The 21,891-nt window shown below is 54.5% G+C and carries 13 protein-coding genes; 4 read left to right on the top strand and 9 right to left on the bottom strand.

The window, feature by feature from the left end; translation table 11 throughout:
• Nucleotides 1–6 precede the first annotated feature (6 nt).
• Both HMPREF6485_RS04645 and HMPREF6485_RS04640 read right to left on the bottom strand, forming a co-directional pair.
• Entirely contained in the window at nt 7–885 is an 879-nt protein-coding gene (locus HMPREF6485_RS04645; RefSeq protein WP_004341142.1) for a LicD family protein, read from the bottom strand.
• Between the two features lie 137 nt (nt 886–1,022).
• A complete protein-coding gene (locus HMPREF6485_RS04640; RefSeq protein WP_004345032.1) occupies nt 1,023–2,120 on the bottom strand; it encodes a glycosyltransferase family 4 protein in 1,098 nt (365 codons plus the stop codon).
• A 73-nt stretch (nt 2,121–2,193) separates the two neighbouring features.
• On the opposite strand from HMPREF6485_RS04640, the gene HMPREF6485_RS04635 reads away from it, so the two are divergent.
• Nucleotides 2,194–3,639, top strand: a complete 1,446-nt coding sequence (locus tag HMPREF6485_RS04635; RefSeq protein ID WP_044125835.1) for a lipopolysaccharide biosynthesis protein — start codon at nt 2,194–2,196, stop codon at nt 3,637–3,639.
• Here the strand turns inward: HMPREF6485_RS04635 and HMPREF6485_RS04630 are convergent.
• The 3 genes from HMPREF6485_RS04630 to HMPREF6485_RS04620 are packed head-to-tail and all read right to left on the bottom strand — an operon-like array spanning nt 3,636 to nt 7,373.
• A complete protein-coding gene (locus tag HMPREF6485_RS04630; RefSeq protein ID WP_004345030.1) occupies nt 3,636–4,595 on the bottom strand; it encodes a glycosyltransferase family 2 protein in 960 nt (319 codons plus the stop codon). The genes HMPREF6485_RS04635 and HMPREF6485_RS04630 overlap by 4 nt on opposite strands.
• A 1-nt stretch (nt 4,596) precedes the next feature.
• Nucleotides 4,597–5,937 (bottom strand): DUF6080 domain-containing protein, encoded by a 1,341-nt coding sequence (locus tag HMPREF6485_RS04625; protein WP_004345029.1) that lies wholly within the window; start codon nt 5,935–5,937, stop codon nt 4,597–4,599.
• Complete coding sequence (locus tag HMPREF6485_RS04620; RefSeq protein ID WP_004345028.1) at nt 5,934–7,373, bottom strand: DUF6080 domain-containing protein; 1,440 nt, start codon at nt 7,371–7,373, stop codon at nt 5,934–5,936. The genes HMPREF6485_RS04625 and HMPREF6485_RS04620 overlap by 4 nt, the downstream gene beginning before the upstream one ends.
• 431 nt (nt 7,374–7,804) lie before the next feature.
• On the opposite strand from HMPREF6485_RS04620, the gene purL reads away from it, so the two are divergent.
• The 3 genes from purL to HMPREF6485_RS04605 all read left to right on the top strand — a co-directional run bounded on the left by purL (nt 7,805) and on the right by HMPREF6485_RS04605 (nt 12,855).
• Nucleotides 7,805–11,575, top strand: coding sequence for a phosphoribosylformylglycinamidine synthase (gene purL / locus HMPREF6485_RS04615; RefSeq protein WP_004345024.1), 3,771 nt, complete (start codon nt 7,805–7,807; stop codon nt 11,573–11,575).
• A gap of 74 nt (nt 11,576–11,649) precedes the next feature.
• Nucleotides 11,650–12,216 (top strand): chromate transporter, encoded by a 567-nt coding sequence (locus HMPREF6485_RS04610; RefSeq protein WP_036926679.1) that lies wholly within the window; start codon nt 11,650–11,652, stop codon nt 12,214–12,216.
• 63 nt (nt 12,217–12,279) lie between these two features.
• The gene (locus tag HMPREF6485_RS04605) at nt 12,280–12,855 is read left to right on the top strand and encodes a chromate transporter (protein WP_004341158.1); all 576 of its coding nucleotides are present in this window, start codon (nt 12,280–12,282) and stop codon (nt 12,853–12,855) included.
• A gap of 110 nt (nt 12,856–12,965) precedes the next feature.
• Here HMPREF6485_RS04605 and HMPREF6485_RS04600 read toward each other — a convergent pair whose 3' ends face one another.
• From HMPREF6485_RS04600 to HMPREF6485_RS04585, 4 genes are all read right to left on the bottom strand, one after another.
• Nucleotides 12,966–14,888 carry a glycoside hydrolase family 13 protein gene (locus tag HMPREF6485_RS04600; protein ID WP_004345022.1) on the bottom strand — a complete coding sequence of 641 codons (1,923 nt, stop codon included), beginning with the start codon at nt 14,886–14,888 and terminating at the stop codon, nt 12,966–12,968.
• A 3-nt stretch (nt 14,889–14,891) separates the two neighbouring features.
• On the bottom strand, nt 14,892–16,802 hold the full coding sequence (gene pulA / locus HMPREF6485_RS04595; RefSeq protein WP_044125832.1) for a type I pullulanase: 1,911 nt from the start codon (nt 16,800–16,802) through the stop codon (nt 14,892–14,894).
• A 240-nt stretch (nt 16,803–17,042) separates the two neighbouring features.
• On the bottom strand, nt 17,043–19,175 hold the full coding sequence (locus tag HMPREF6485_RS04590; protein WP_004345019.1) for a glycoside hydrolase family 97 protein: 2,133 nt from the start codon (nt 19,173–19,175) through the stop codon (nt 17,043–17,045).
• Between the two features lie 9 nt (nt 19,176–19,184).
• Entirely contained in the window at nt 19,185–21,875 is a 2,691-nt protein-coding gene (locus HMPREF6485_RS04585; protein ID WP_004345018.1) for a 4-alpha-glucanotransferase, read from the bottom strand.
• Nucleotides 21,876–21,891 lie beyond the last annotated feature (16 nt).

Genomic DNA, 21,891 nt, shown 5'->3' with positions numbered 1-21,891 from the left:
TTTCTTTTATTTAAGTTTTGCTTTTATTTCTTCCAACGTTTCACGCTTCTCCATGTTAAAATAAGCCTTCTGGTGCTTGGCGACTCGCTTTTCCTCGGGCGGCAACTGCATGTAATCACCGAAAATGTTGTGCAAATAGGCATCATACTCTTTAGGCAGCGCCACCTGAAGTCCCTCAAACGGCAGTTCCACCACCTCCCTAATCCACGCTTTCGGATAAACTTCCCGCTCGCCGTATGAACCGGAATAAACGAGCACGTTCGTAGCTTCGTCAAATGGGAACTTGAAACTGATGTCTCTCAGTCGCCTGATAAGATACCGCCGGTAAGTCTTCCGGCAGCAAAAACCGATGGTTTTGTAGACAAACTGCCCCCACTCTTTTCTGTCACCAAGCAGTTTCAAATATCCGGCAAAGGAGTATCTGCGCGATATGGCGTTAAGCCTGTTCTTAATTTTATGGTAGCGATGAAACAGCCGTAAAGCTTCTTCACGATCATCTGAAGTGCCGTCGACAGGCAGGATATCAATGTACAGCCCCGTGACACAAGGGATAACGCTGTCTTCTACCAATGTAGTGTTCTTGTTACAAAACTTCAGAGAGGGAAGCGGATAGTCCGTTCGGTCGTATGGTGCAACCAGTTCGTAACCCGGATAGTCTTCTTCACGGAACAAGCCTATGAGACGTTCATAGTCGGGACGGGGCATACAGACATCAATATCGTCGTCCCAAGGTATCATGCCCTTATGTCTGACAGCCCCGATAGCCGTCCCCCCCACACAGAAATAGCGTAGTCCGTTGGCCTTACATATTTCTATAAACACGCCAAGGGTCTCTATGATAATGGCATTCCACCTCACTTGTTGCTCGGGAGTCACAGTTTGCATGAATCTTTTTAGTTTTATTTATACGATAATCAAAGTCCGTTTATTATTAAAGTTTAGTCACAAGGAGTCCTATACACGACAAGACACCTGCCCGGCAACGCCATTCCCCTTTCCCTACTTCTTTGCCAACACATTGCTCACCGACCGTAGCATTGCTCATATTTCAACTGCATCGGTCGCAATCCGAAATGCTCTTCGGAAAACCGGCGGGCCTTCTCAGCCAACACACCGGCATCGCAGTGGGGCAAAAATGTGGAAAAAAGGTGCGCATATTCTTCCTTGTTGTTGCCATGCACCAACAAGGGCCAGCCATCAGGCAAGGTGTCTTTCAGACCCAGACAGTCGTTGGCTATGACCGGCAGTCCGGCCATGCTTGCCTCAATGGACAGCAGACTAAGGCCTTCATGCTCAGAGGGCATGAGCAGGTAGTCGAAGGAGGGAAGGTAGGCTGACAGTCCATAGAGGGGCGAATGGATAGCCACGTTCGGCAAATCAGCAAACCGGGCGGTCACCATCTCCTTCAAACGGCCGTCGCCGATGATGTGGAAGAAATACCGGGAATCGCCTTTCAGACTCGTAACAATATCTATCAGGTGCACAATGCCTTTCTGTTCTTCCAGCCGTCCGGCGAAAAGCACATTAACCTTTCCACTGACAATGGCCGGATAATCTTTCCGTTCGACGCGCTCCTCCACCCCATTATATATAATAGGTGGCCGCTCGCCATACACCTGCTGATAGCTTTCCTGCACCGACAGGGAAATCGCCACGTTGGCATTCCGACTTTGGAGCCATCGTTCCACTCTCCGACCAACACCTTCCATACCCGTCCACAGCTGCGTGTTGTGGATGGTGCGCACCACCTTACAGCATTTCGCCAACCACGGGAAACAGTGGAAAAAACGATAGGTGGCCAATTCGGGTATCTCGCTGTGACAATGCATGACTGCCGGACGGTATTTCAAAAACACAAATATAAACCAAAAGGGAAAAAGCCAAGCCGCCAAACGCTCGAATAGATAGTGGAACTTGATGTCGGGAACGATGAAACGGTGATAGGCTATGCCGGCCTCCCGCAGCTCCTGCAAGAGTGTCCGGGTGAATGGCGAGTGCGCTCTGACCACCTCCACCACGTGATACTCAAAGCCCGGTGAGACAGACTTGGCTATATTCACAGCCACCCTTTCGGCACCGCCGACATCCAAATGGGATATAATGTGGAATACGCGTTTCATGAAAGACAAAAGTAATCAAAATCTTTTGAACTTCAAACAAATAGTGCTATTTTTGCACGATAAATACATTTTAATGACAGAAACGCTAAAAGACAAAACGGCCAAGGGATTGTTTTGGGGAGCCATGAACAACGGCACGACCCAAATACTGAACATCATCATCGGTATCATCCTTGCCAGACTGTTGTCATTGTCCGACTATGGCATCATAGGCGTACTCACGATATTCACGCTCATAGCGGGCAACCTGCAAAGCAGCGGATTCACCCAAGCGCTCGTCAATCTGAAACATCCCACCGACAACGACTACAACTCCGTTTTTTGGTTCAATGTCATAGCCAGTCTCAGCATCTACACAGTGTTGTTTTTCTGCGCCCCACTGATAGCTTCATTCTTCCACCAGCCTTGTCTCACGGAGTTGTCCCGCTTCGTCTTTCTGAGTTTTGTCATCTCCTCGCTCGGCATTGTGCAGAATGCCTACATGCTCAAGAACATGATGAACAAGGAAATAGCCATTGCGGGCTTTGTGGCTTTAGTGGCTTCGGGCATCATCGGTGTCACACTGGCCTACAACGGACAAGCCTATTGGAGCTTGGCCTGGCAACAGATAGCCTACATCACCGTGCTGAACATCGGCCGATACCACTACACCGGCTGGCGGCCGAGTCTGCACATAGACTTCGGCCCGGTGAAAACGATGTTCGGATTCAGTGTGAAACTGCTCGTGCCCAACATCATCAACACCGTCAGCAACAACATCCTTACATTCATCTTCGGCCATCTGTTCCCCATCAGAGAGGTGGGAAACTACTCGCAGGCCTACAACTGGGACACGAAAGCCAACTCCTTTGTCTCCGGCACCATAGGCCAAATAGCGCAGCCGGTGCTCGCCTCGGTCAACGAAGATAAGGGGCGGGAGACCGGCGTCTTCAGAAAGATGCTCCGCTTCACGGCCTTTCTCTCTTTCCCGCTCATGTTCGGCCTGACGCTTGTGGCCCACGAGTTTATCCTCGTCACGATACACGAGAAGTGGCTCGACAGTGTGCCACTGTTGCAGATACTCAGTATCAGCGGAGCCTTCGTGCCTTTTTACACCCTCTATCAGAACCTTGCCATCAGCAACGGGCGGTCGGACATCTACCTGTGGTGCAACATTTCGCAAATCATTTTGCTCATAATTCTCATTCTTCTGTTCCACCGCTACGGCATGATCGTCATGGTTGCGGCCTACAGCACGTTCACCATTGCATGGCTGTCGGTGTGGCACACGTTCACCCGAAAGATTATCGGACTGCGATTTTGGGATGCATTGAAAGACATACTTCCCTTCATGTTTGCAGCCGCAGCTACCATGACAGCCACCTACTTCATCACCCGCGGCATCGAAAACCTCTATCTGCTACTCTCAGTCAGGGTGCTCATTGCCGGCTGCCTGTACGTTGGCATCATGAAAATCTGCAAAGTGAAGATGCTTGACGAATGTCTGGCCTTTGTCCGGAAAAAGAAAAAACAGATTTAGGACAGCCAAATGTGCAACCGGCGCATCGGGCGGAATATCGTGTTGACCCACCTCATGGCGTATCCCCGACGCATCATCTCAACACACAAACGGGGCAGGAAGCTATGGAGGCGATAGGGGAACATCTTGTCTAACTGCTGCACGGAAATGCCATTCAGCACCGCTTCCTTATAGGCTTTGACCATCCCGATGTCCAAAGCTTTGCGATACCGACGCCCTTCCGGTTCGGCTTCAAAGAAATCCATGACCAACTTATATGCTCTCAAGTAGGAAAGCATGTTCTTTTCCGACAACCGATGCGTATAAGAAGAGGTGTTGTCGATGCTGTAATAGTAGACCGTTTGGTCTACGCAAGCCCTTTTGGCAAAAAGCAACAGCCGCGGTGTCAGCGCAAAGTCTTCGGCATAGTCTATCCCCTCCACCGAAAAGATGTGATGTTCGAGGACAAACGACCGACTGTAAAGGCGTCCCCAGACATTGTGGGGGATGGCCTTCTGACAGAGCATCTTACGCAGATATTTCCTGTCCGACAAAGGCACGGGATGCACCGTGCGGACTATCTCGCCGCCGTTCATGTCGGCAAATCCTCCGTCCACAATGTCGGCCCCACTCTCCTTCATCTTCTCTACAAGCACCTCCACCGCACCGGGGGCCAGTTTGTCGTCGCTATCCACGTGCATGAAGTACTCTCCTGTGGCTGCATCGAAGGCCGTTGCCCGCGCCGCCCCAAGTCCGCGGTTGTGCTCGTGGCGTATGACGCGCACCTGATTCTCCCGCCCGGGATAGTGCGCCAGCACTTCCCGCATCACCTCGATGCTTCTGTCGGGCGTACAATCGTCCACGAAGATGTACTCTACGCTGCCATACGACTGGCTGAACAGGGACTCCGCGCAGGCGGCGATATATGTTTCAACCCCATAAACGGGCACAAGAATGGAAACTGTCTCGTTCATCATGTCAATGAATAATATATTGATAAATAAGTTTACCGTTGTAGAAAAAGAGGAAAAGGGCCAGGAACAGAAGCAGCGAACGGAGCGGAAAGAGCCACTTTTCAGGCACCGCCTTCAACAGAAATCCTATGGCTATGGGGATGATGAAAGCCCAGTGGGCCGTCATGATGTAGACTTCGTTGAGTCCGAATCCAAGCCCCAAATGGATAAACATGTCCAACGCAACCCAAGCGGCCACCATCCACAGAAACTTGGAGTGCCTTCCGGCCCACAGTCCTGCGGCGAAAAGCAATACGAGCAGTAGTTCCACAGCGTCGTTGAAAGCCCACCGATAAGGCACAAACAAGGGGCGGCTGACATAAATGTCCTCCAGCAAATGGTCTTCATGCAACTGCAACGACTCCCCGAAAAGGTTGTCCACCACCGAGCGGGGGCGCGACACCGACATGTCGGTCCAGCTCAACACGCCTTTCTTGTCCACCTTCTCACCCTGCACCTCGGCGATTCGGTCAACATATCTCTTGTTCTGCTCAGCCACCTTCCTGTTTTTTTGCTCATTGGCTTGCTGTATGCGCAGCCCTTCAGCCACGTGGGGCTTGATGAATGCCTCGTTCTGCCACACCGCCACGGCACCTATCACCGCTGCCGGCACCACGACAGCCAAGAGCAGATGGCGCAAGCGGAAGAAGGCCTTACCGTTGGCAAACAAGGCCACGAGAAACACTTTCGCCCCATTGCTGATGGTCACTCCCGCCGTGAGCACAAAGAGCAGCGCAGTCTGCCACCAAGGCATCGCCTGCCCCGCTTTCAGCCTGCACCCTGCCACATAAAGCGTCATGGTCAGGAAGAAGAGGGAGATGCCGAAGTGGTCGGGCACCATCACCGAAAGCATGATGTAGGCAAAAGAGAAGAAGAGTGACGAGAGCAGACAGGCATCTGCCCGCCCCAGTTCCATCACTTCGCGGAACACCCGATAGAGGAAAACGAATGAATAGAAGGCAAACACAACCATCGCCACGGCCACAAAGTAGATGGCATAGTTCACTTCCGTCTCCCTCATCAGCCATCCGTTGGCTTCGGCAAAGGGATACCAGAAAAAGGGAAGCAGCGGATGACGGAATTGGGTGTAATAGACCGTCCATTTCGACAAGGTCATATACGTGAAAGAATCAAATCCGGAGACATGGAAATGCCCCCAGAAGATGCTCCAAAAGCCCACACGACCGCCCCGCATGAAGAGTTCGGGGTTGTATCGGGTCATCAGCACGTTCAATGCCACAAACACCACAAGGGCCACAAGGGCGGGCAACCGCTCTTCTCTGCTGAGTCTGAATATATTTTTCATGCGCCTAACAAGTATTCTGCAAACAGACATCCGTTGTATGCCAACAGCCAAAGGGCCACAGTCGCCATCACCACTCTCAAGCCCAAACGGGCCATGCCGCCCATCCGCTTCATCAGGAAGCCTATGGCCAGCGGCATCACAAACAGCCAGTGGGCACCCATGATGTAGACTTCGTTGATGCCGAAGCCCAAGACAATGTGGATGAACACGTCGAAAGCGAAAAACGACATGACCAACCAGAGGAAACGGTTGCGCCGGCCGGCCCACACACCGGCGGCAAAGAGCACGACGAGCAGGGCCTCAACCACATAGTTCACCGCCGAGCGATAAGCCACCACCACCGGCCGTGAGCGCAAGGTGTCTTCCAACAGATGGTCTTGATGCAACTGCACAGACTCTCCAAACCAGTTTTCCACCAGCGTGCCCCACCGGGGCGTGCTGATGTCTGTCCACTGCGAAAACTCCCCTTTGGCCATCGGCTTGCCCGCGTGTTGGTTCCAGGGCTTCTTATGGTCGCTCACATATTTCTCGTAGGCCTGTCGCTTGAGTATTTTCTTCACGGCTGCCGCCACCGCTGTCGAGTCGGTGAGCGAAGTCGTGTCCTTAAACTGCGCATACACCCGCAACCTGTTCTGCTCCGCCTTTTCCGCTCTGGCCACCTGCCGGGCATGGGCTTTGGGATATTCAAACACCTGCCACTCCAACCGAGCCACTCCCCACAGGAGGGCTGAAGGCAACACAACGGCCAACAGGAGATTGGCCGGCCGCCAAAACCGCCGCCCGTTGACGAAGAGATTGGCCAACAACACTTTGATGCCGTTGTTGAGGGAGATGCCGGCCGTGAGCACAAAGAGACCGACGGTTTGCCACACCGTGAGCGGCTGTCCGCTCTTCATTTTCCGGCCTGCCACATAGAGTGTGAGCACGAGCATGAACATGGAGAGCGCAAAATGGTCGGGCACACACACCGACACCATCACATAGCCGAACGTGAAAGTCAGTCCGGCCAACAGGGCAGCATCTCCCCGGGGCAATTCGATCACCTCACGGAATATGCGGAAAAGCAGCACAAACGCATAGAAAGAGCACGCCACCAACAGGACGGCCACCACCAGCTGCGCACAGTTCATCCCCGTGAGCATCATCAGCCCTTGGTTAATCTGATTGGGAATGTACATGAAAAAGGCCAACAACGGGTGCCGGTAGACATTGTATTCCGTGTCCCAATGCGACACGATGGCATAGGTGAGCGGGTCGAAACCCGATATGGCGAAGTTGTCGACAAAGAGCTTGTGGTAGTTGTCCGACAACTGCGTGAACTTGTCGAAATACTTCCCCACCACAAGCGCATTGAGCGTCGCCACATAGAGCAGCGCCGCCAATGCCGGCCACCGCTCCTCGCGCCGAATGTGAAATATCTTCAATGGATTTTTCATTGTCCTTTAGCTTTAGAGTGCAAAAGTACAAAGAAATAAGCCAATAATCAACAGTTAGCCTATATTTTACGCCGACAAGCCCTCACAAACCGACAAAACCGCATTGGTGCATGGCCGTTGCACGCCTCGTGCGGAGCCTTTGCACGGATGGTGCAACAGCCATGCACGGATGGTGCGAGGGCCTCGCACAACCGTCACGGCCGCCACTCGGCAGAATCATCCGGATTGAAGCGGCAAGCAAAACGTATTCAATGACGAAACAAGCTACGGCGGATGAAGCAGATTAAGGACGTTTGGAAAATCCAAATATTCGCCGGAAAAACAAATTATCCGTCCTTTTTGCGTAAATCTCCCCATTTCCTGCAAATATTACGGCGATTTTATCTAAATTTGCAAACGGAAACTTATCACCATCATAAATTTAAAAAAGTATGATTCTCTTTTTCAGAACTCCATCCAAAAACGTGATTGCGACTGAGATCGACCACCAACCCAACCGGGACGAAATCAACGAACTTTGCTGGCTCTATGGCGATGCGACTGTAGAAGAAGGCGAAAAGCTGGAAGGCTTCTTTGTGGGGCCGCGTCGCGAAATGATTACTCCTTGGAGCACAAATGCCGTTGAGATCACTCAAAACATGAGTCTTAACGGCATTTCGCGTATAGAGGAATACTTCCCCGTGAGCTCGGAAGAGGCCGACCACGACCCGATGCTGCAACGCATGTACAACGGGCTCGACCAGCAGATATTCACGGTGAAGCACAGTCCGGAGCCCATCAGGCACGTGGAAGACCTCGAAGCCTACAACGAGCAGGAGGGACTGGCACTGTCGCCCGAGGAAATGGAGTATCTGCACAAGATAGAAAAAGAGAACGGGCGGCCACTCACCGACTCCGAGATATTCGGTTTTGCCCAAATCAACTCCGAGCACTGCCGCCACAAGATATTCGGCGGCACATTCGTCATCGACGGTAAGGAGATGGAGAGTTCGCTCTTTGCCATGATCAAGAAGACCACCGCGGAGAATCCCGGCCAGATACTTTCCGCGTACAAAGACAATGTGGCTTTCGCGCAAGGGCCTGTCATCGAGCAGTTTGCCCCTGCCGACCAGAGCACAAGCGACTACTTCCGGCCTACGGATATCGAGAGCGTGATTTCGCTCAAGGCCGAGACCCACAACTTTCCCACCACTGTGGAGCCTTTCAATGGCGCCGCCACGGGCACGGGAGGAGAGATACGCGACCGCATGGGCGGCGGCACGGGCTCGTGGCCCATTGCCGGAACAGCTGTCTACATGACGGCCTACCCCCGTTTGCAAGAAGGCGAGCAGGGGCCGAAGATGACGACCCACGACACCGGACGGGCTTGGGAGAACATTCTGCCCGTGCGCCGGTGGCTCTACCAGACACCCGAGCAGATTCTCATCAAGGCTTCCAACGGGGCCAGCGACTTCGGCAACAAGTTCGGCCAACCGCTCATTTGTGGATCGGTGCTCACGTTTGAGCAGCAGGAAAACGGTGAGAAGTATGCCTACGACAAGGTGATCATGCTCGCCGGCGGCGTGGGCTACGGCAAGAAGCGCGACTGCCTGAAGAAAGAGCCGCAACCGGGCAACAAGGTGGTGGTCGTAGGTGGCGACAACTACCGCATCGGTCTGGGAGGCGGTTCGGTGAGTTCCGTAGATACGGGACGTTACAGCAACGGCATCGAACTGAACGCCGTGCAGCGGGCCAATCCCGAGATGCAGAAGCGCGCCTATAATCTGGTGCGCGCACTGGTGGAAGAAGACAACAACCCCGTAGTGAGTATCCACGACCACGGCTCTGCCGGCCACTTGAACTGTTTGAGTGAGCTGGTGGAAGAGTGTGGCGGCGAGATAGATATGACAAAGTTGCCGATAGGCGACCAAACGCTCTCCGCGAAGGAAATCATAGCCAACGAGAGTCAGGAGCGCATGGGCTTACTGATAGATGAGAAACATCTCGACCATGTAAAGGCGATTGCCGAGCGGGAGCGTGCCCCTATGTACGTTGTCGGTGAAACCACTGGCGACGCCCACTTCTCCTTCGTCCAGGCCGACGGCGTGAAGCCGTTCGACCTGGATGTTGCGCAGATGTTCGGCCACTCGCCCAAGACGGTGATGACCGACCGCACGGTGGAACGGCACTACGAAAACGTGAGCTACACGCAAGACAAGCTCGATGAATATCTGACCAATGTGCTGCAACTGGAGGCTGTGGCCTGCAAAGACTGGCTGACAAACAAGGTAGACCGTTCGGTGACGGGCAAGATAGCCCGCCAACAGACGCAGGGACAGATACAGCTGCCACTCTCCGATTGCGGTGTGGTGGCACTCGACTATCGCGGCAAGGCGGGCATAGCCACCGCCATCGGCCATGCTCCACAGGCCGGGCTGGCCGACCCGGAGGCCGGTTCGGTACTCTCCGTAGCCGAAGCACTCACCAATCTCGTGTGGGCACCATTGGGCAGAGACAAGGGCGACAAGGCCTTGCAGCCGCTTGACTATGTGAGTCTGTCGGCCAACTGGATGTGGCCCTGCCGTTCGCAGGAGGGCGAAGACGCGCGCCTCTACAAGGCCGTGAATGCCCTGAGCGATTTCTGCTGCGCCATCCACGTGAATGTGCCTACGGGAAAAGACTCGCTTTCGCTCTCGCAGCAATATCCCGACGGTGAGAAAATCATCTCTCCGGGAACAGTCATCGTGAGCGCGGGCGGCGAGGTCTACGATGTGAAAAAGACCGTGAGCCCCGTGCTTGTGAACGATAAGAATGCCAGCCTCTACCACATCGACTTCAGTTTCGACGAGCAGCGGCTGGGCGGTTCGGCCTTCGCCCAAAGTCTCAACAGAGTGGGCGACGACGTGCCCACGGTGAAGAATCCGGAATACTTCGTCGACTGTTTCAACGCCGTGCAGGAGCTTATAGGCCGCGGATGGATTCTGGCCGGCCATGACATTTCGGCCGGCGGACTCATCACCACACTGCTGGAAATGACTTTCGGCAACGTGGAGGGCGGAATGAAAATCAACTTGCACGACCTTGCAAGCCACGACATGGTGAAAATGCTCTTCGCCGAAAATCCCGGTGTGGTGATAGAGGTGTCCGACGAGCACAAGCAAGAGCTGCGGGACTTCTTCGAGGAGCGTGGCATCGGCTATGCCAAGATAGGCTATCCCACGCCCGGAGAGCGCAAATTGGTTGTAACAAACGGCGACGAGCGTCATGAATTTGACATCGACGCGTTGCGCGACACGTGGTACAAGACTTCCTATCTGCTCGATCGCAAACAGAGTTTCAACGGCTGTGCCGAGAAACGTTTTGCCAACTACAAGCACCAACCGGTGGAGATGCAATTCAATGTCGGCTTCAAAGGCACGCTTGCCTCCTACGGCATTTCGGCCGACAGACGCAAACCGTCGGGCATTAAGGCTGCCATCATCCGCGAGAAAGGAACCAACGGCGAGCGCGAAATGGCCTACTCGCTCTATCTGGCAGGCTTTGACGTGAAAGATGTCACCATGACCGATCTCATCAGCGGGCGCGAAACGCTGGAAGACATCAACCTAATTGTGTTCTGCGGAGGCTTCTCCAATTCCGATGTATTGGGCAGTGCCAAAGGTTGGGCGGGCGCATTCCTGTTCAATCCGAAGGCCAAGGAGGCACTCGACAAGTTCTATACCCGTGAGGACACGCTCTCATTGGGCATTTGCAATGGCTGTCAACTGATGGTGGAGCTCAACCTCATCAACCCGGAACACAAGCAGCGGGCCCGTATGTTGCACAACGACTCGCACAAGTTTGAAAGCGGATTCCTCTCGCTCGCTATCCCACAAAACGACAGTGTGATGTTCGGTTCGCTCAGTGGCAGCAAGCTCGGTTTGTGGGTGGCCCACGGCGAGGGTAAATTCTCGTTGCCGGAACCGGAGAGCAACTACCATGTGATTGCAAAATACAATTATGCGGAATATCCCGGCAACCCCAATGGCTCAGACTACAACGTGGCCGGCTTGTGCTCTAAAGACGGACGACACTTGGCCATGATGCCCCACTTGGAGCGTGCCATCTTCCCATGGCAGAACGCATGGTATCCCAACGACCGCCGCAACGATGAGGTGACGCCGTGGATTGAGGCGTTTGTCAATGCGAGGAAGTGGATAAACCGCTCCCGGAACATTCACTAACTGATGACCAAATGGACAGAGAACAAGAGACAGGCAAACAGACAGCAAGTACTCCTGCCATTCCCAACGAGGGAATGGACGGGAGCACCTCCTCCCCGGGTGGAATTTACCGGGAACTCTTCAAGACGTTCTTTAAAATAGGCGTAGTCACTTTCGGTGGCGGCTACGCCATGATTCCGCTGATAGAAGCCGACGTGGTGGACAAGAACAAATGGGTGGACAAGGAGGAGTTTCTCAACCTGATAGCCATTGCCCAGAGCTGTCCCGGCGTGTTCGCCGTGAACATCAGCACATTCATTGGCTACAAGTTGAAGAAAACACCGGGGGCCGTCTGCACCACACTCGGTGCCGCCCTCCCCTCGTTTCTCATCATCCTGCTCATTGCCATGTTCTTCCACCAGTTTCAAGACAACAAGATTGTGGCCGCCATGTTCCGGGGCATCCGTCCGGCCGTGGTAGCACTCATCGCCGTTCCCACCTTCAATCTGGCCAAAAGCGCGCACATCACCTTGTCCAACTGTTGGATTCCCATAGCCGGAGCCCTGCTCATCTGGTTGCTCGACGTGAATCCCATTTATGTAATCATTGCCGCCGGATTGGGTGGTTTCATCTATGGAAAGTTCATCCAACCCACGGAGTAAAATGCAAAAGGCAAGAGACGAAGCAACCGGAAGGCTGACATCACCACCATCAAACCGATAAGTATGATATTTCTACACCTGTTCATCACTTTTTTCGAGATAGGCATCTTTGGTTTCGGAGGCGGCTATGCCATGATTTCACTCATACAAGGACAAGTGGTAACACGTTTCCACTGGATGACGATGAGCGAATTTACCAATGTCATAGCCATCTCACAGATGACCCCCGGGCCCATCGGTATCAACTCGGCCACTTATTGCGGCTACACAGCCGTACACAATGCCGGTTACGGGAACGGCATGGCCATATTGGGTTCCGGCATGGCTACGTTTGCCCTCATCCTCCCGTCGCTCATCCTGATGATCCTCATCAGCAAGATGTTCATGAAGTATATGCACACAGATCTTGTACAGAGCGTTTTCGCCGGACTGCGCCCGGCAGTCGTCGGACTACTCGCCGCGGCCACCCTGCTCCTGATGAATGCCGAAAACTTCTCTTCTCCCAAAGAGAATCCGTGGCATTTTTGGATCAGCGTGTCGCTCTTTGCCGCCTGCTTCGTGGGCACCAAGTTCTTCAAAATCAACCCTATCCGCATGATAGCCTACTCGGCTTTCGCAGGCTTGCTGCTGCTCTACTGAGTACGACGGCCCACAGAAAGCACGGCCATAACGACTAAAGGCCCTCCGTTCGCAAATGAACGGAGGGCCTTTGCCGTATATCGTTTCCGCCAACCGGCGGTCGGTTTGTCTTACAACTCGACAATCAATGTCTGGCGAGGACTCAGATGGATGTTCCTGTCAACGGCCACCTTGCGGCCCGTCATAATGTCCACAGCCTGCTTCTTGCCGCCCAAAATTTCGGCATAGCGTGCCACTTCAAGCTCTGCCGGCTTGGAAGTGCCATTGAGAATGGTCATTAAGGCCTTCCCGTTATGCTGTCGGGCAATGACATAGACACCCTTCCACGGGATAAACTGTGTCTGCTTCCCTTTCACCACAAGGTCGTTTCCCTGCCTCCAGTGAAGCAAACGGGCCATCCAATTGAACATCGCATTCTCGGCTTCAGTACGTCCTTCGGCAGTGAAAGCATTGCGGGTATCGCCCGGAAAACCACCGGGGAAGTCCTTGCGCACGTTGCCATCGGTCACTTCCTTGGTGCCATTCATCAATATCTCCGTGCCATAGTAAAGCTGCGGCGTGCGATTCATGGTGAGCAGCATGGCCAAAGCCTGCTTCAAAGCCAACGTATCGCAGCCGTTGCCGAGGAAGCGATCGGTGTCGTGGTTCTCGACAAAAGCCATCACACTTGCCGGATTGGGATAGAGATAGTCATAGCAAAGGGAGTTATAGATGCGGTTGAGACCGTTCCACCAACCATCGGTCTCCTCATTCTTAGCCCTATTGAGCTTGTCGAAGAAACTGAAATCCATCACCGTTTTGAGGTAAGAATTCTTGTTGGTGAGCTTGGAATCTTTCTGCCAAGCAGCCGTATAGGCCGGTTCCGTGACCCAAGTTTCGCCCACGGTATTGAAGTTGGGATATTCCGTGTCAAGCACCTTCATCCATTGAGCCATCGCATCGCGGTCGGCGTAGGGATAAGTGTCCATGCGGATGCCGTCAATGCCGACCGTCTCTATCCACCACTCGCTGTTCTGGATGAGATACTTCATCACATGGGGATTGCGCTGGTTGAGGTCGGGCATACTGGGAACGAACCATCCGTCCACCGTCTCTCGCATATCCACCTTCGACGCGTAGGGGTCGAGCACAGGCGTGAGCTTATAGGAAGTCTGCAAATATTGCGAGTTGACAGCACCCGTCTTGGCCAACCCCGTCATCGGGTCTCGCCCGTTCCCGGTCTTTTCGCCAAGCCATTCGGGCGTGTTAAACCAGTCCTTGGCAGGCATGTCAGCCACCCACGGATGTTCAAATCCGCAGTGGTTGAATATCATGTCCATCACCACTTTCAGTCCCTTGGCGTGCGCCTCATCTATGAGTTGGCGATATTGCCGGTTGGTTCCGAAACGCGGATCCACCCGATAATAGTCGGTGGTGGCATATCCATGATAGGCGCTGTAGCCGTTATCGCTGTCGGGAGAGTTGTTTTCCAGCACCGGTGTGAACCACAATGCCGTCACCCCCAGTTCGTTGAAATAGTCAAGGTGCTCGCGGATACCTTCGAGATCGCCCCCGTGACGCAGACTCGGTGCGCTGCGGTTTTCCCGATAGGCATTCATGCCCTTTATCTGTTTGGGATGTCCGGCACTCGACGCGAAGCGGTCGGGCATGAGCATGTAGAGCACATCGGCATTGGTAAACCCCATGCGCTTGTCTCCGCTCATCTCCCGCTCCTTGAGATTGTATTTCACTCTTGTCACCTTGCCGCCCTCTGTGAAGTTCAGCGTCATTATTCCGGCCTTGGCCCCGGACAGATTGAGATACACCAACAGGTAGTTGGGAGAATCCAAACGCACGAGGGAGTCAATGCGCACCCCCGCATAGTCGGTGGAAACTTCCGCATTGCGCACGCCCTTGCCATAGACCATAAGCTGCAAGGAAGCATCTTTCATGCCCACAAACCAGTCTGTAGGGTCGATGCGGTCTATTTTCACAGCAGCTTCCATAGTCATCATGCTTAACAGTAAAGCCAGTAACAGAATAGTCTTTTTCATATTTTAGTCATGTATAATGAGGGCCGACTGGGGGGCTACGAAGGCCTCCGACCCTTCCATTTCGCCCATACCTTCGGGGATGATGACTCCCTCCTTGGCCACAATGGTGTATTTGCCCTCGGGGACAGCGACCTTGGCAGTCTCCTTGCCGGCATTAAGTATCACGATGGTGTTGTTCCACTCCTCGCCGGGCACATTGAGATTGCTGATGCAATAGGCCACACAGTGGGCCGGCGCGGAAAGGAAACGGAGATTGTCGCGCACCAAGCCGGCCTTGCCGAGACGGAAAGCCGGATGCGCTTTGCGAAGCCGGATGAGGCCCTTGTAGTAGTCAAACACCTGCGGATATTTCTTCAGATTGCTCCAATCGAGGTGGTTGATGCTGTCGGGAGCGTTGAAACTGTTGTGTACGCCCTTCTTGTCGCGCAGCATCTCTTCGCCCGACAAGATGAACGGCACGCCCTGTGAGGTGAACACAGCAGTCTGTGCCAAGAGGTCGAGGCGAACCAGTTCGTCGGTGGAAATGCCGGGAATGGAAGCCCTCAACCGGTCGGTGAGGCACATGTCGTCGTGGCAACTGACGTAGGCCACCATCTGCGTAGGCTCGTTGGCCCACACTTCCTTGGAATAGTTGACCTTGCTCATGTCCACCTGCGGATGGGCCACACCGCCCACGATGCCAAACTTCAGACTCTCTTCTGTGCCGGGCACGCGTGCCAGAAAGCCGCCTTTGCTGTCGTCGGAGAAGGGGCCACGGAGGGCATCACGCATCTCGTCGGAGAAAGCGGCGATGCCGGGCAACTGCTTCATGTTGGCTTTCATGGCCAACTTCTCCTGCGGATAGGCACACGTTCCGGCACTCCACCCCTCGCCATATATAAATATGGTGGGATCTATCTTGTTCACCTCGGCACGTATTTGGCGCATGGTCTCGATGTCGTGGATGCCCATGAGGTCGAAGCGGAACCCGTCAATGTGATATTCGTTAATCCAATACTTGACAGACTCGATCATGAAACGCCGCATCAGGGGTTGCTCCGATGCCGTCTCGTTGCCGCAGCCCGAACCGTCGGAGGGCGTACCGTCGGCCTTGTAGCGATAGTAGTAGCCGGGATAGGTGCGCTCGAAATTGCTGCCTTTGAGATCAAACGTGTGGTTGTACACCACATCGAGAATCACCCGTATGCCGGCCTTGTGCAAGGCCTGCACCATCTGCTTGAACTCGCGGATGCGCACGGCAGGCGTATAGGGGTCGGTGGAATAGCTGCCCTCGGGCACGTTGTAGTTGAGCGGGTCATAGCCCCAGTTGTATTGGGGGCGTTCGAGATGACTCTCGTCCACGGAGGCATAATCGAAAGAGGGCAGTATGTGAATGGCATTGACGCCCAACTCCTTCAGATGAGCAATGGCTCCGGGTTCGGTCAGGGCCAGAAACTTGCCTTTATGCTGCAATCCGGAGGAAGCATCGATGGAGAAATCGCGATGGTGCATCTCATAGACAACAAGGTCGGCAGGCGACTTGGTTGCCGGTCGGCGGTCGGTTTCCCACCCTTGGGGATTGGTGGAAGCCAGGTCTATCACGGCTCCGCGTGCGCCATTTACGCCCACAGCCTTGGCAAAGACACCGGGAGTCTGCCCCCTACCCATGTCAAATGTGTAAAAACGCCCCTTGAGATCGCCCTTGACCGTGGCGGCCCAAAGGTTCTTTCCGGCAGGCCGGAGCTTGACCGTCTTAACCAATTTTCCACCCGTTCCGGCATTGTAAAGGCGGAGCACCGGACGGACGGGGGCATTAAGCTTGAATACTGTCTGCTCGGGAGTGTAGGTCATTTCGTCGAACGCCTCCCCGGCATGGACGGAAGATTGGAAAGACAACGCTGCTAACGCAGTCATAAAAAAGGTTTTCAGTTTCATTGATGATAAGTCAAAAGATAATAAACAAAGCGGCTCTGCCGACATACGAAGTTCCTGTCACACAGCCATTACAACGGTTCTGTGCCCTTATCGGAAATGCAGAAAAGCGAAACCATCATCCCGGCAGACTGCCATCGGATAGGTGCAGAGCCTTTGCACAGTCCGTGCATAGCCTTTGCACGGATGGTGCAGCACCCTTGCACGGACTGTGCAAAGGCTCCGCACGAAAACGAGTCCGGCCTACCGGGCCATCAGCGAGACTGCAAAGCCACCGCCGGGAGCCTCGGCCAGTTTGAGCACATCGCCCCGCTTCACGGTCTTCTTGGTGATGGTGTAGGACTTGGGATTCTTGTCAAAAGAGGCATCCTTGGCATCAGCATAGATCGTGCAATCATACTTCTTGCCCTTGTCGAGGAAGTCGAGTTTCACCACCGACTTGTGCCCGTTCTCGTCGCACTTGCCACCGATGAACCAGTTGTCGGTGCCCTTGGCCTTGCGGGCCACCGTGATATAGTCGCCGGGCTCGGCTTCAAGATAGCGGGAGTCGTCCCAGTCGCAGGCCACATCCTTGATAAACTGGAAGGCATCCATATACTTGGCATAGTTTTCAGGCAGGTCGGCCACCATCTGCAACGGACTGTACATCGTCACGTAGAGAGCCAGCTGCCCCACAAGTGTGGTGTGCACGTAGTTGGGATTGTCGCTCCATGTCTTCAACTGGGTTTCCAAGATGCCCGGTGTATAGTCCATGGGGCCACCCTGCAGACGGGTGAAGGGGAGCACGACGGTGTGGTCGGGACGACTTCCGCCAAAAGCCTCATACTCCGTGCCGCGGGCACTCTCGTTGCCTATGAGGTTGGGATAGGTGCGGCAAAGTCCGGTGGGGCGCGTGGCCTCGTGGGCATTGACCATGACATGGTGCTTGGCGGCTTCCTTCACCACGTAGAGATAGTGGTCGTTCATCGCCTGCGAGAAGTGGTGGTCGCCCCGGGGTATGATGTCGCCCACGTAGCCGCCCTTCACGGCATCGTAGCCGTATTTGTTCATCAGGGCGAAAGCGGCCGGGAGATGGCGCTCATAGTTGGTCACGCTGGAGCTCGTCTCGTGGTGCATCATCAGTTTCACGCCCTTGGAATGGGCATAGTCGTTGAGGTATTTGATGTCGAAATCGGGATAGGGGGTCACAAAGTCGAAGACATCGGCCTTCCACATATTGGCCCAGTCTTCCCAACCCACGTTCCATCCTTCCACCAGCACCTGCTGCAGACCGTTGGCCGCGGCAAAGTCGATGTACTGCTTCACCTTGGCTGTGTTGGCGGCATGGCGGCCGTTGGGCTTTGCCTTGGTCCAGTCTATGAGGTCGAGCTTGACGGAGGGATATTCATCGGTGTAGTTCCAAGTGCTCTTGCCCACGATCATCTCCCACCACACGCCGCAATACTTCGTGGGGTGAATCCAACTCGTGTCCTCTATCTTGCACGGCTCGTTGAGATTGAGAATGAGGTTGCTCGAAAGCATGTCACGGGCATCGTCGCTCACCATCACCGTGCGCCAAGGCGTGGTGCAGGGTGTCTGCATACATCCCTTGAGGCCGGTGGCATCGGGAGTGAGCCACGACTCAAACACCATGTTCTTGTCGTCGAGGTTGAGGTGCATGGTGGCATAGTTGACACAGGCAGCCTCATGGATGTTGATGTAGAGGCCGTCGCTGCTCTTCATCTGTAAAGAAGTCTGCACACCGGTGGGCGAAAACACCGCCACGGAAGAATTGTCCCAGTTGACGGCCTTGTTGAAACGCGCCCTGATCTCGGAGAGCTTGCTCTGCTGCGTCTCCTGCTCCTGCGTGTCGTAGTCGCCCGGCAGCCACCAGGCGGTGTGGTCGCCGGCCATGGCAAACTGCGTGTGCTCTTCCTTGATCAGGAAATAGTTGAGTGCCTTTTGCTGCGGAAACTCGTAGCGCAGCCCCATGCCGTCGTTGTAGACGCGGAAACGGATGATGATGTTGCGGTCGCTGGAAGGCTGGTTGAGATCCACCTCCAGCTCGTTGTAGTGGTTGCGGATGGTGGCCGTCTCTCCCCATACCGGCTTCCATGTCTCGTCAAACGAGGAGACACGGGTATCCGTAATCTTGAATCCGTCCATCAAGTCGGTTTCATCCTTGCCCTTGCTGGCGTGCCTGTCCTTAGCCAGTTCGAGCCCGAGATGGGAAGGTTTCACCACCGCCCGGCCTTTATAGGTCATCTCGTAGGTGGGGCGGCCATTGTCGGAAAGCGTGAAGGTCAGGGCGACGTTTCCGTTGGGTGACTTCACAGTTTGTGCTGCCGCCATCATTGGCAGCAGCACAAAAGCTAAGAATAGTTGTATTTTACGCATAGTCGCTGATTATTTTCGTCCCGACTGGGAAATAAGTTCGGTCACGTTGGCCACAAAAGAGTCGTTGGCCATCAAGTCTTCTATGCTCAGGTGCATCCGGTATCGCCAATAATGCTTGGGATTGGCGGGAATGTTGATGCGCTCGGCATTCTGGTCGGGCAACCGGAGGTTGTCGTCGATGGAGAGCCAGTCTTGAATGCTGAAAATGCAAAGCATCGACGGCGAGGTGAGATGGCGGCTGATGATGTCGCGCGCCAGCCAGCCCGGCAGAGGATGGGGAGCAGCACCACCCCGATAGAGCATGGAGTTGTAGTAGTCTTGCGTGCGCTCCAAGTCTTCGTCCCACCACTGGCGCAGCGTGGGCATGTCGTGACTGGAAATGGTGCATACCGACCGGTAGGGGTTGCGGCTCAGATGACCGAAGCGCACCTTCGGGTCTTTCGGCATCGACTGGAGTTCGAGGCTGAGAATCTTCAACTCGTTCATCACCCACGACACACAGTCGGGCACCATGCCCAAGTCTTCCGCACACACCAACATGCGGGTGGCCTGCACGAGTTTGGGCAGCTTCTTCATGGCCTCGCGATACCAGAACTGGTTGTTGCGGCGATAGAAGTAGTCGTTGTAAAGACGGTTGAAGGCGTATTTGTCATTGTCGTAGAGCGACTCGTAAATGAAGTCGAACTGAACGGAAATGCGCGGATGGAAGAGTTCGGGATTCTTACGGTCGCGGACAAAGAGCACATCGCTGATCAGGGCATACAGACCGTCGCGCAGCCACAAGTCTTCCTGCACCGTGGCGTGCTCAAAGACTTTTTCCAACTTGCGTTGCGTGTCAAACTCGGGCTTCATGCGGTAGCGTTCACCGTCGATGCGGTCGAGATAGGTGTCGCGCACCTCTCCGGCGCGTTCGCCGAACATGCGGTCGAGCACCCAGTCGGTGATAAACGGTTCGGTGAAACGCTCCTCTTGGAAATTGAGACCATAATTGCCTATCTCCTCACGCGTCATGCCCAGCGAGGGGGAGAACTGCCCGAGCAGGCCATGCACAGAGGCAACGGGAATCTCCCAAATGCGGAAGAAACCGAGCACGTGGTCTATGCGGTAGGCATCGAAGAACTTGGACATGTTCTGGAAACGGCGCACCCACCAGGCACAGTCATCTTTCAGCATCTCGTCCCAGTTGTAGGTGGGGAATCCCCAGTTCTGACCGTTCACGCTAAAGTCATCGGGCGGTGCTCCGGCCTGCTCGCTGAGGTTGAAATACTTGGGCTCCATCCACACATCGCAGCCGTAACGGTTCACCCCAATGGGAATGTCGCCCTTCAGAACGACGCCGCGAGACTTGGCATAGTCATGCACTCCGCGCATCTGGGTGTTCAGCACAAACTGCACGAAATAGTAGAATTCCACCTCCTTGTAGGCCTTGTTGCGGGGCGTGGAAAGGGCCTTGCGCTCCCGTTCGTCCCACACTTGGCTGTCCGGCCATTGCAGGAAATCGGCCGTCCCGTACTTGTCGCGGAGGAAACAATATTGGGCATAAGGCACAAGCCACTGCTCGGTCTCTGCAAAAAACTCCTTGAAAGCCTCCGACTTCATCATCTCGGCCCCTTCCTGTTCGTAGACAAGGCGGAGATAAGCAATCTTGGCATCGTTGACCCGCTCGTAGTCGATCTGGCTGAGGGCGTTCAGTTCCTCACCGAGTGCCTTGTACCGTTCGCGTGCCTCGTCATCTTTCAACGGCGGAAGGGCATTCAAGTCGGCATATTGCGGATGCAGCGCAAAGATGCTGATGCAGCTATAGGGATAGGAGTCGGTCCAAGTGTGGGTGGTAGTCGTGTCATTGATGGGCAATATCTGCAACACCCGCTGGCGGGTCTTGGCCACGAAGTCTACCATCTTTTTCAGGTCTCCGAAGTCGCCCACGCCGAAACTGTCTTTTGAGCGCAAGGAGAAAACGGGGACAAGTGTCCCGGCAAATTTACGGTTCCACAGTTCGAAGAAGGCTTGGGCAAGTTCATAAACCACCACGTCGCCCTTCTTCAAGGCGGGAAGTTGCACGGTGCGGTTGAGCCCGGTCTCCCAAAGTGGGGCGACATCAGCCTGCCCTCCGAGCACAATAAACTTGAATTCGAGTTCGCCGTCTTCACAGGCATCGGCATCCAAGTCGACAATCCACTCATTGATGGCGTGCTGGACCATCGGCAGTGCATTCGCAGCCTCCCAACCGCCCAATGTATTGCCGGCCCCGATGAGCGCAAGCCGCTCTCCCTCCCGCAACTGGGGGGCACGCACCTTCAGGCGCACAGTGCGGGCATAATCGCTGCACCCGACACTCGTCACCTGCTGGTGGTTGATGCAGTCGGTAAAGGCCGAACTGTAAAGATAGGCATCTTCGGGCATCGCATTCCACTTGTCATAAACGACATACTTGCGTGCCTGCCTGGCCGCAAGTTCCAACCGATGGGTCACGGTGAGCCACTCGCGATAGGAGTAGTTGCCGTCACGGTCGACACTGTAAAAATAGTCAAAGGAAGAAACGTTGTCCAGCTCCTTCTCACCGAGTCTCAATCCATAGCTCCAGCGAAGGCCGTCGACGGTCGTCATCCGGTAATGAGCGGTCTTGCCGGCCATAATGACATTCAAGACAAGTTCTTCACCGAACACCGTTTTAAAATCGATATTAAATAAAAAGTTCATAGACCGTTATAGTTAT

The organism is Segatella buccae ATCC 33574, assembly GCF_000184945.1.
Taxonomy (GTDB): domain Bacteria; phylum Bacteroidota; class Bacteroidia; order Bacteroidales; family Bacteroidaceae; genus Prevotella; species Prevotella buccae.
This window is presented reverse-complemented; position numbering and strand designations above follow the sequence as displayed.

Bases quoted from the DNA above. Each gene is read 5' to 3' on its own strand.
- HMPREF6485_RS04620 (WP_004345028.1), bottom strand. From the start codon at position 7,373: ATGAAAAATCCATTGAAGATATTTCACATTCGGCGCGAGGAGCGGTGG.
- HMPREF6485_RS04635 (WP_044125835.1), top strand. From the start codon at position 2,194: ATGACAGAAACGCTAAAAGACAAAACGGCCAAGGGATTGTTTTGGGGA.
- HMPREF6485_RS04600 (WP_004345022.1), bottom strand. From the start codon at position 14,888: ATGAAAAAGACTATTCTGTTACTGGCTTTACTGTTAAGCATGATGACT.
- HMPREF6485_RS04630 (WP_004345030.1), bottom strand. From the start codon at position 4,595: ATGATGAACGAGACAGTTTCCATTCTTGTGCCCGTTTATGGGGTTGAA.
- HMPREF6485_RS04645 (WP_004341142.1), bottom strand. From the start codon at position 885: ATGCAAACTGTGACTCCCGAGCAACAAGTGAGGTGGAATGCCATTATC.
- HMPREF6485_RS04625 (WP_004345029.1), bottom strand. From the start codon at position 5,937: ATGAAAAATATATTCAGACTCAGCAGAGAAGAGCGGTTGCCCGCCCTT.
- HMPREF6485_RS04605 (WP_004341158.1), top strand. From the start codon at position 12,280: ATGATATTTCTACACCTGTTCATCACTTTTTTCGAGATAGGCATCTTT.
- pulA (WP_044125832.1), bottom strand. From the start codon at position 16,802: ATGAAACTGAAAACCTTTTTTATGACTGCGTTAGCAGCGTTGTCTTTC.
- HMPREF6485_RS04585 (WP_004345018.1), bottom strand. From the start codon at position 21,875: ATGAACTTTTTATTTAATATCGATTTTAAAACGGTGTTCGGTGAAGAA.
- HMPREF6485_RS04610 (WP_036926679.1), top strand. From the start codon at position 11,650: ATGGACGGGAGCACCTCCTCCCCGGGTGGAATTTACCGGGAACTCTTC.
- purL (WP_004345024.1), top strand. From the start codon at position 7,805: ATGATTCTCTTTTTCAGAACTCCATCCAAAAACGTGATTGCGACTGAG.
- HMPREF6485_RS04640 (WP_004345032.1), bottom strand. From the start codon at position 2,120: ATGAAACGCGTATTCCACATTATATCCCATTTGGATGTCGGCGGTGCC.
- HMPREF6485_RS04590 (WP_004345019.1), bottom strand. From the start codon at position 19,175: ATGCGTAAAATACAACTATTCTTAGCTTTTGTGCTGCTGCCAATGATG.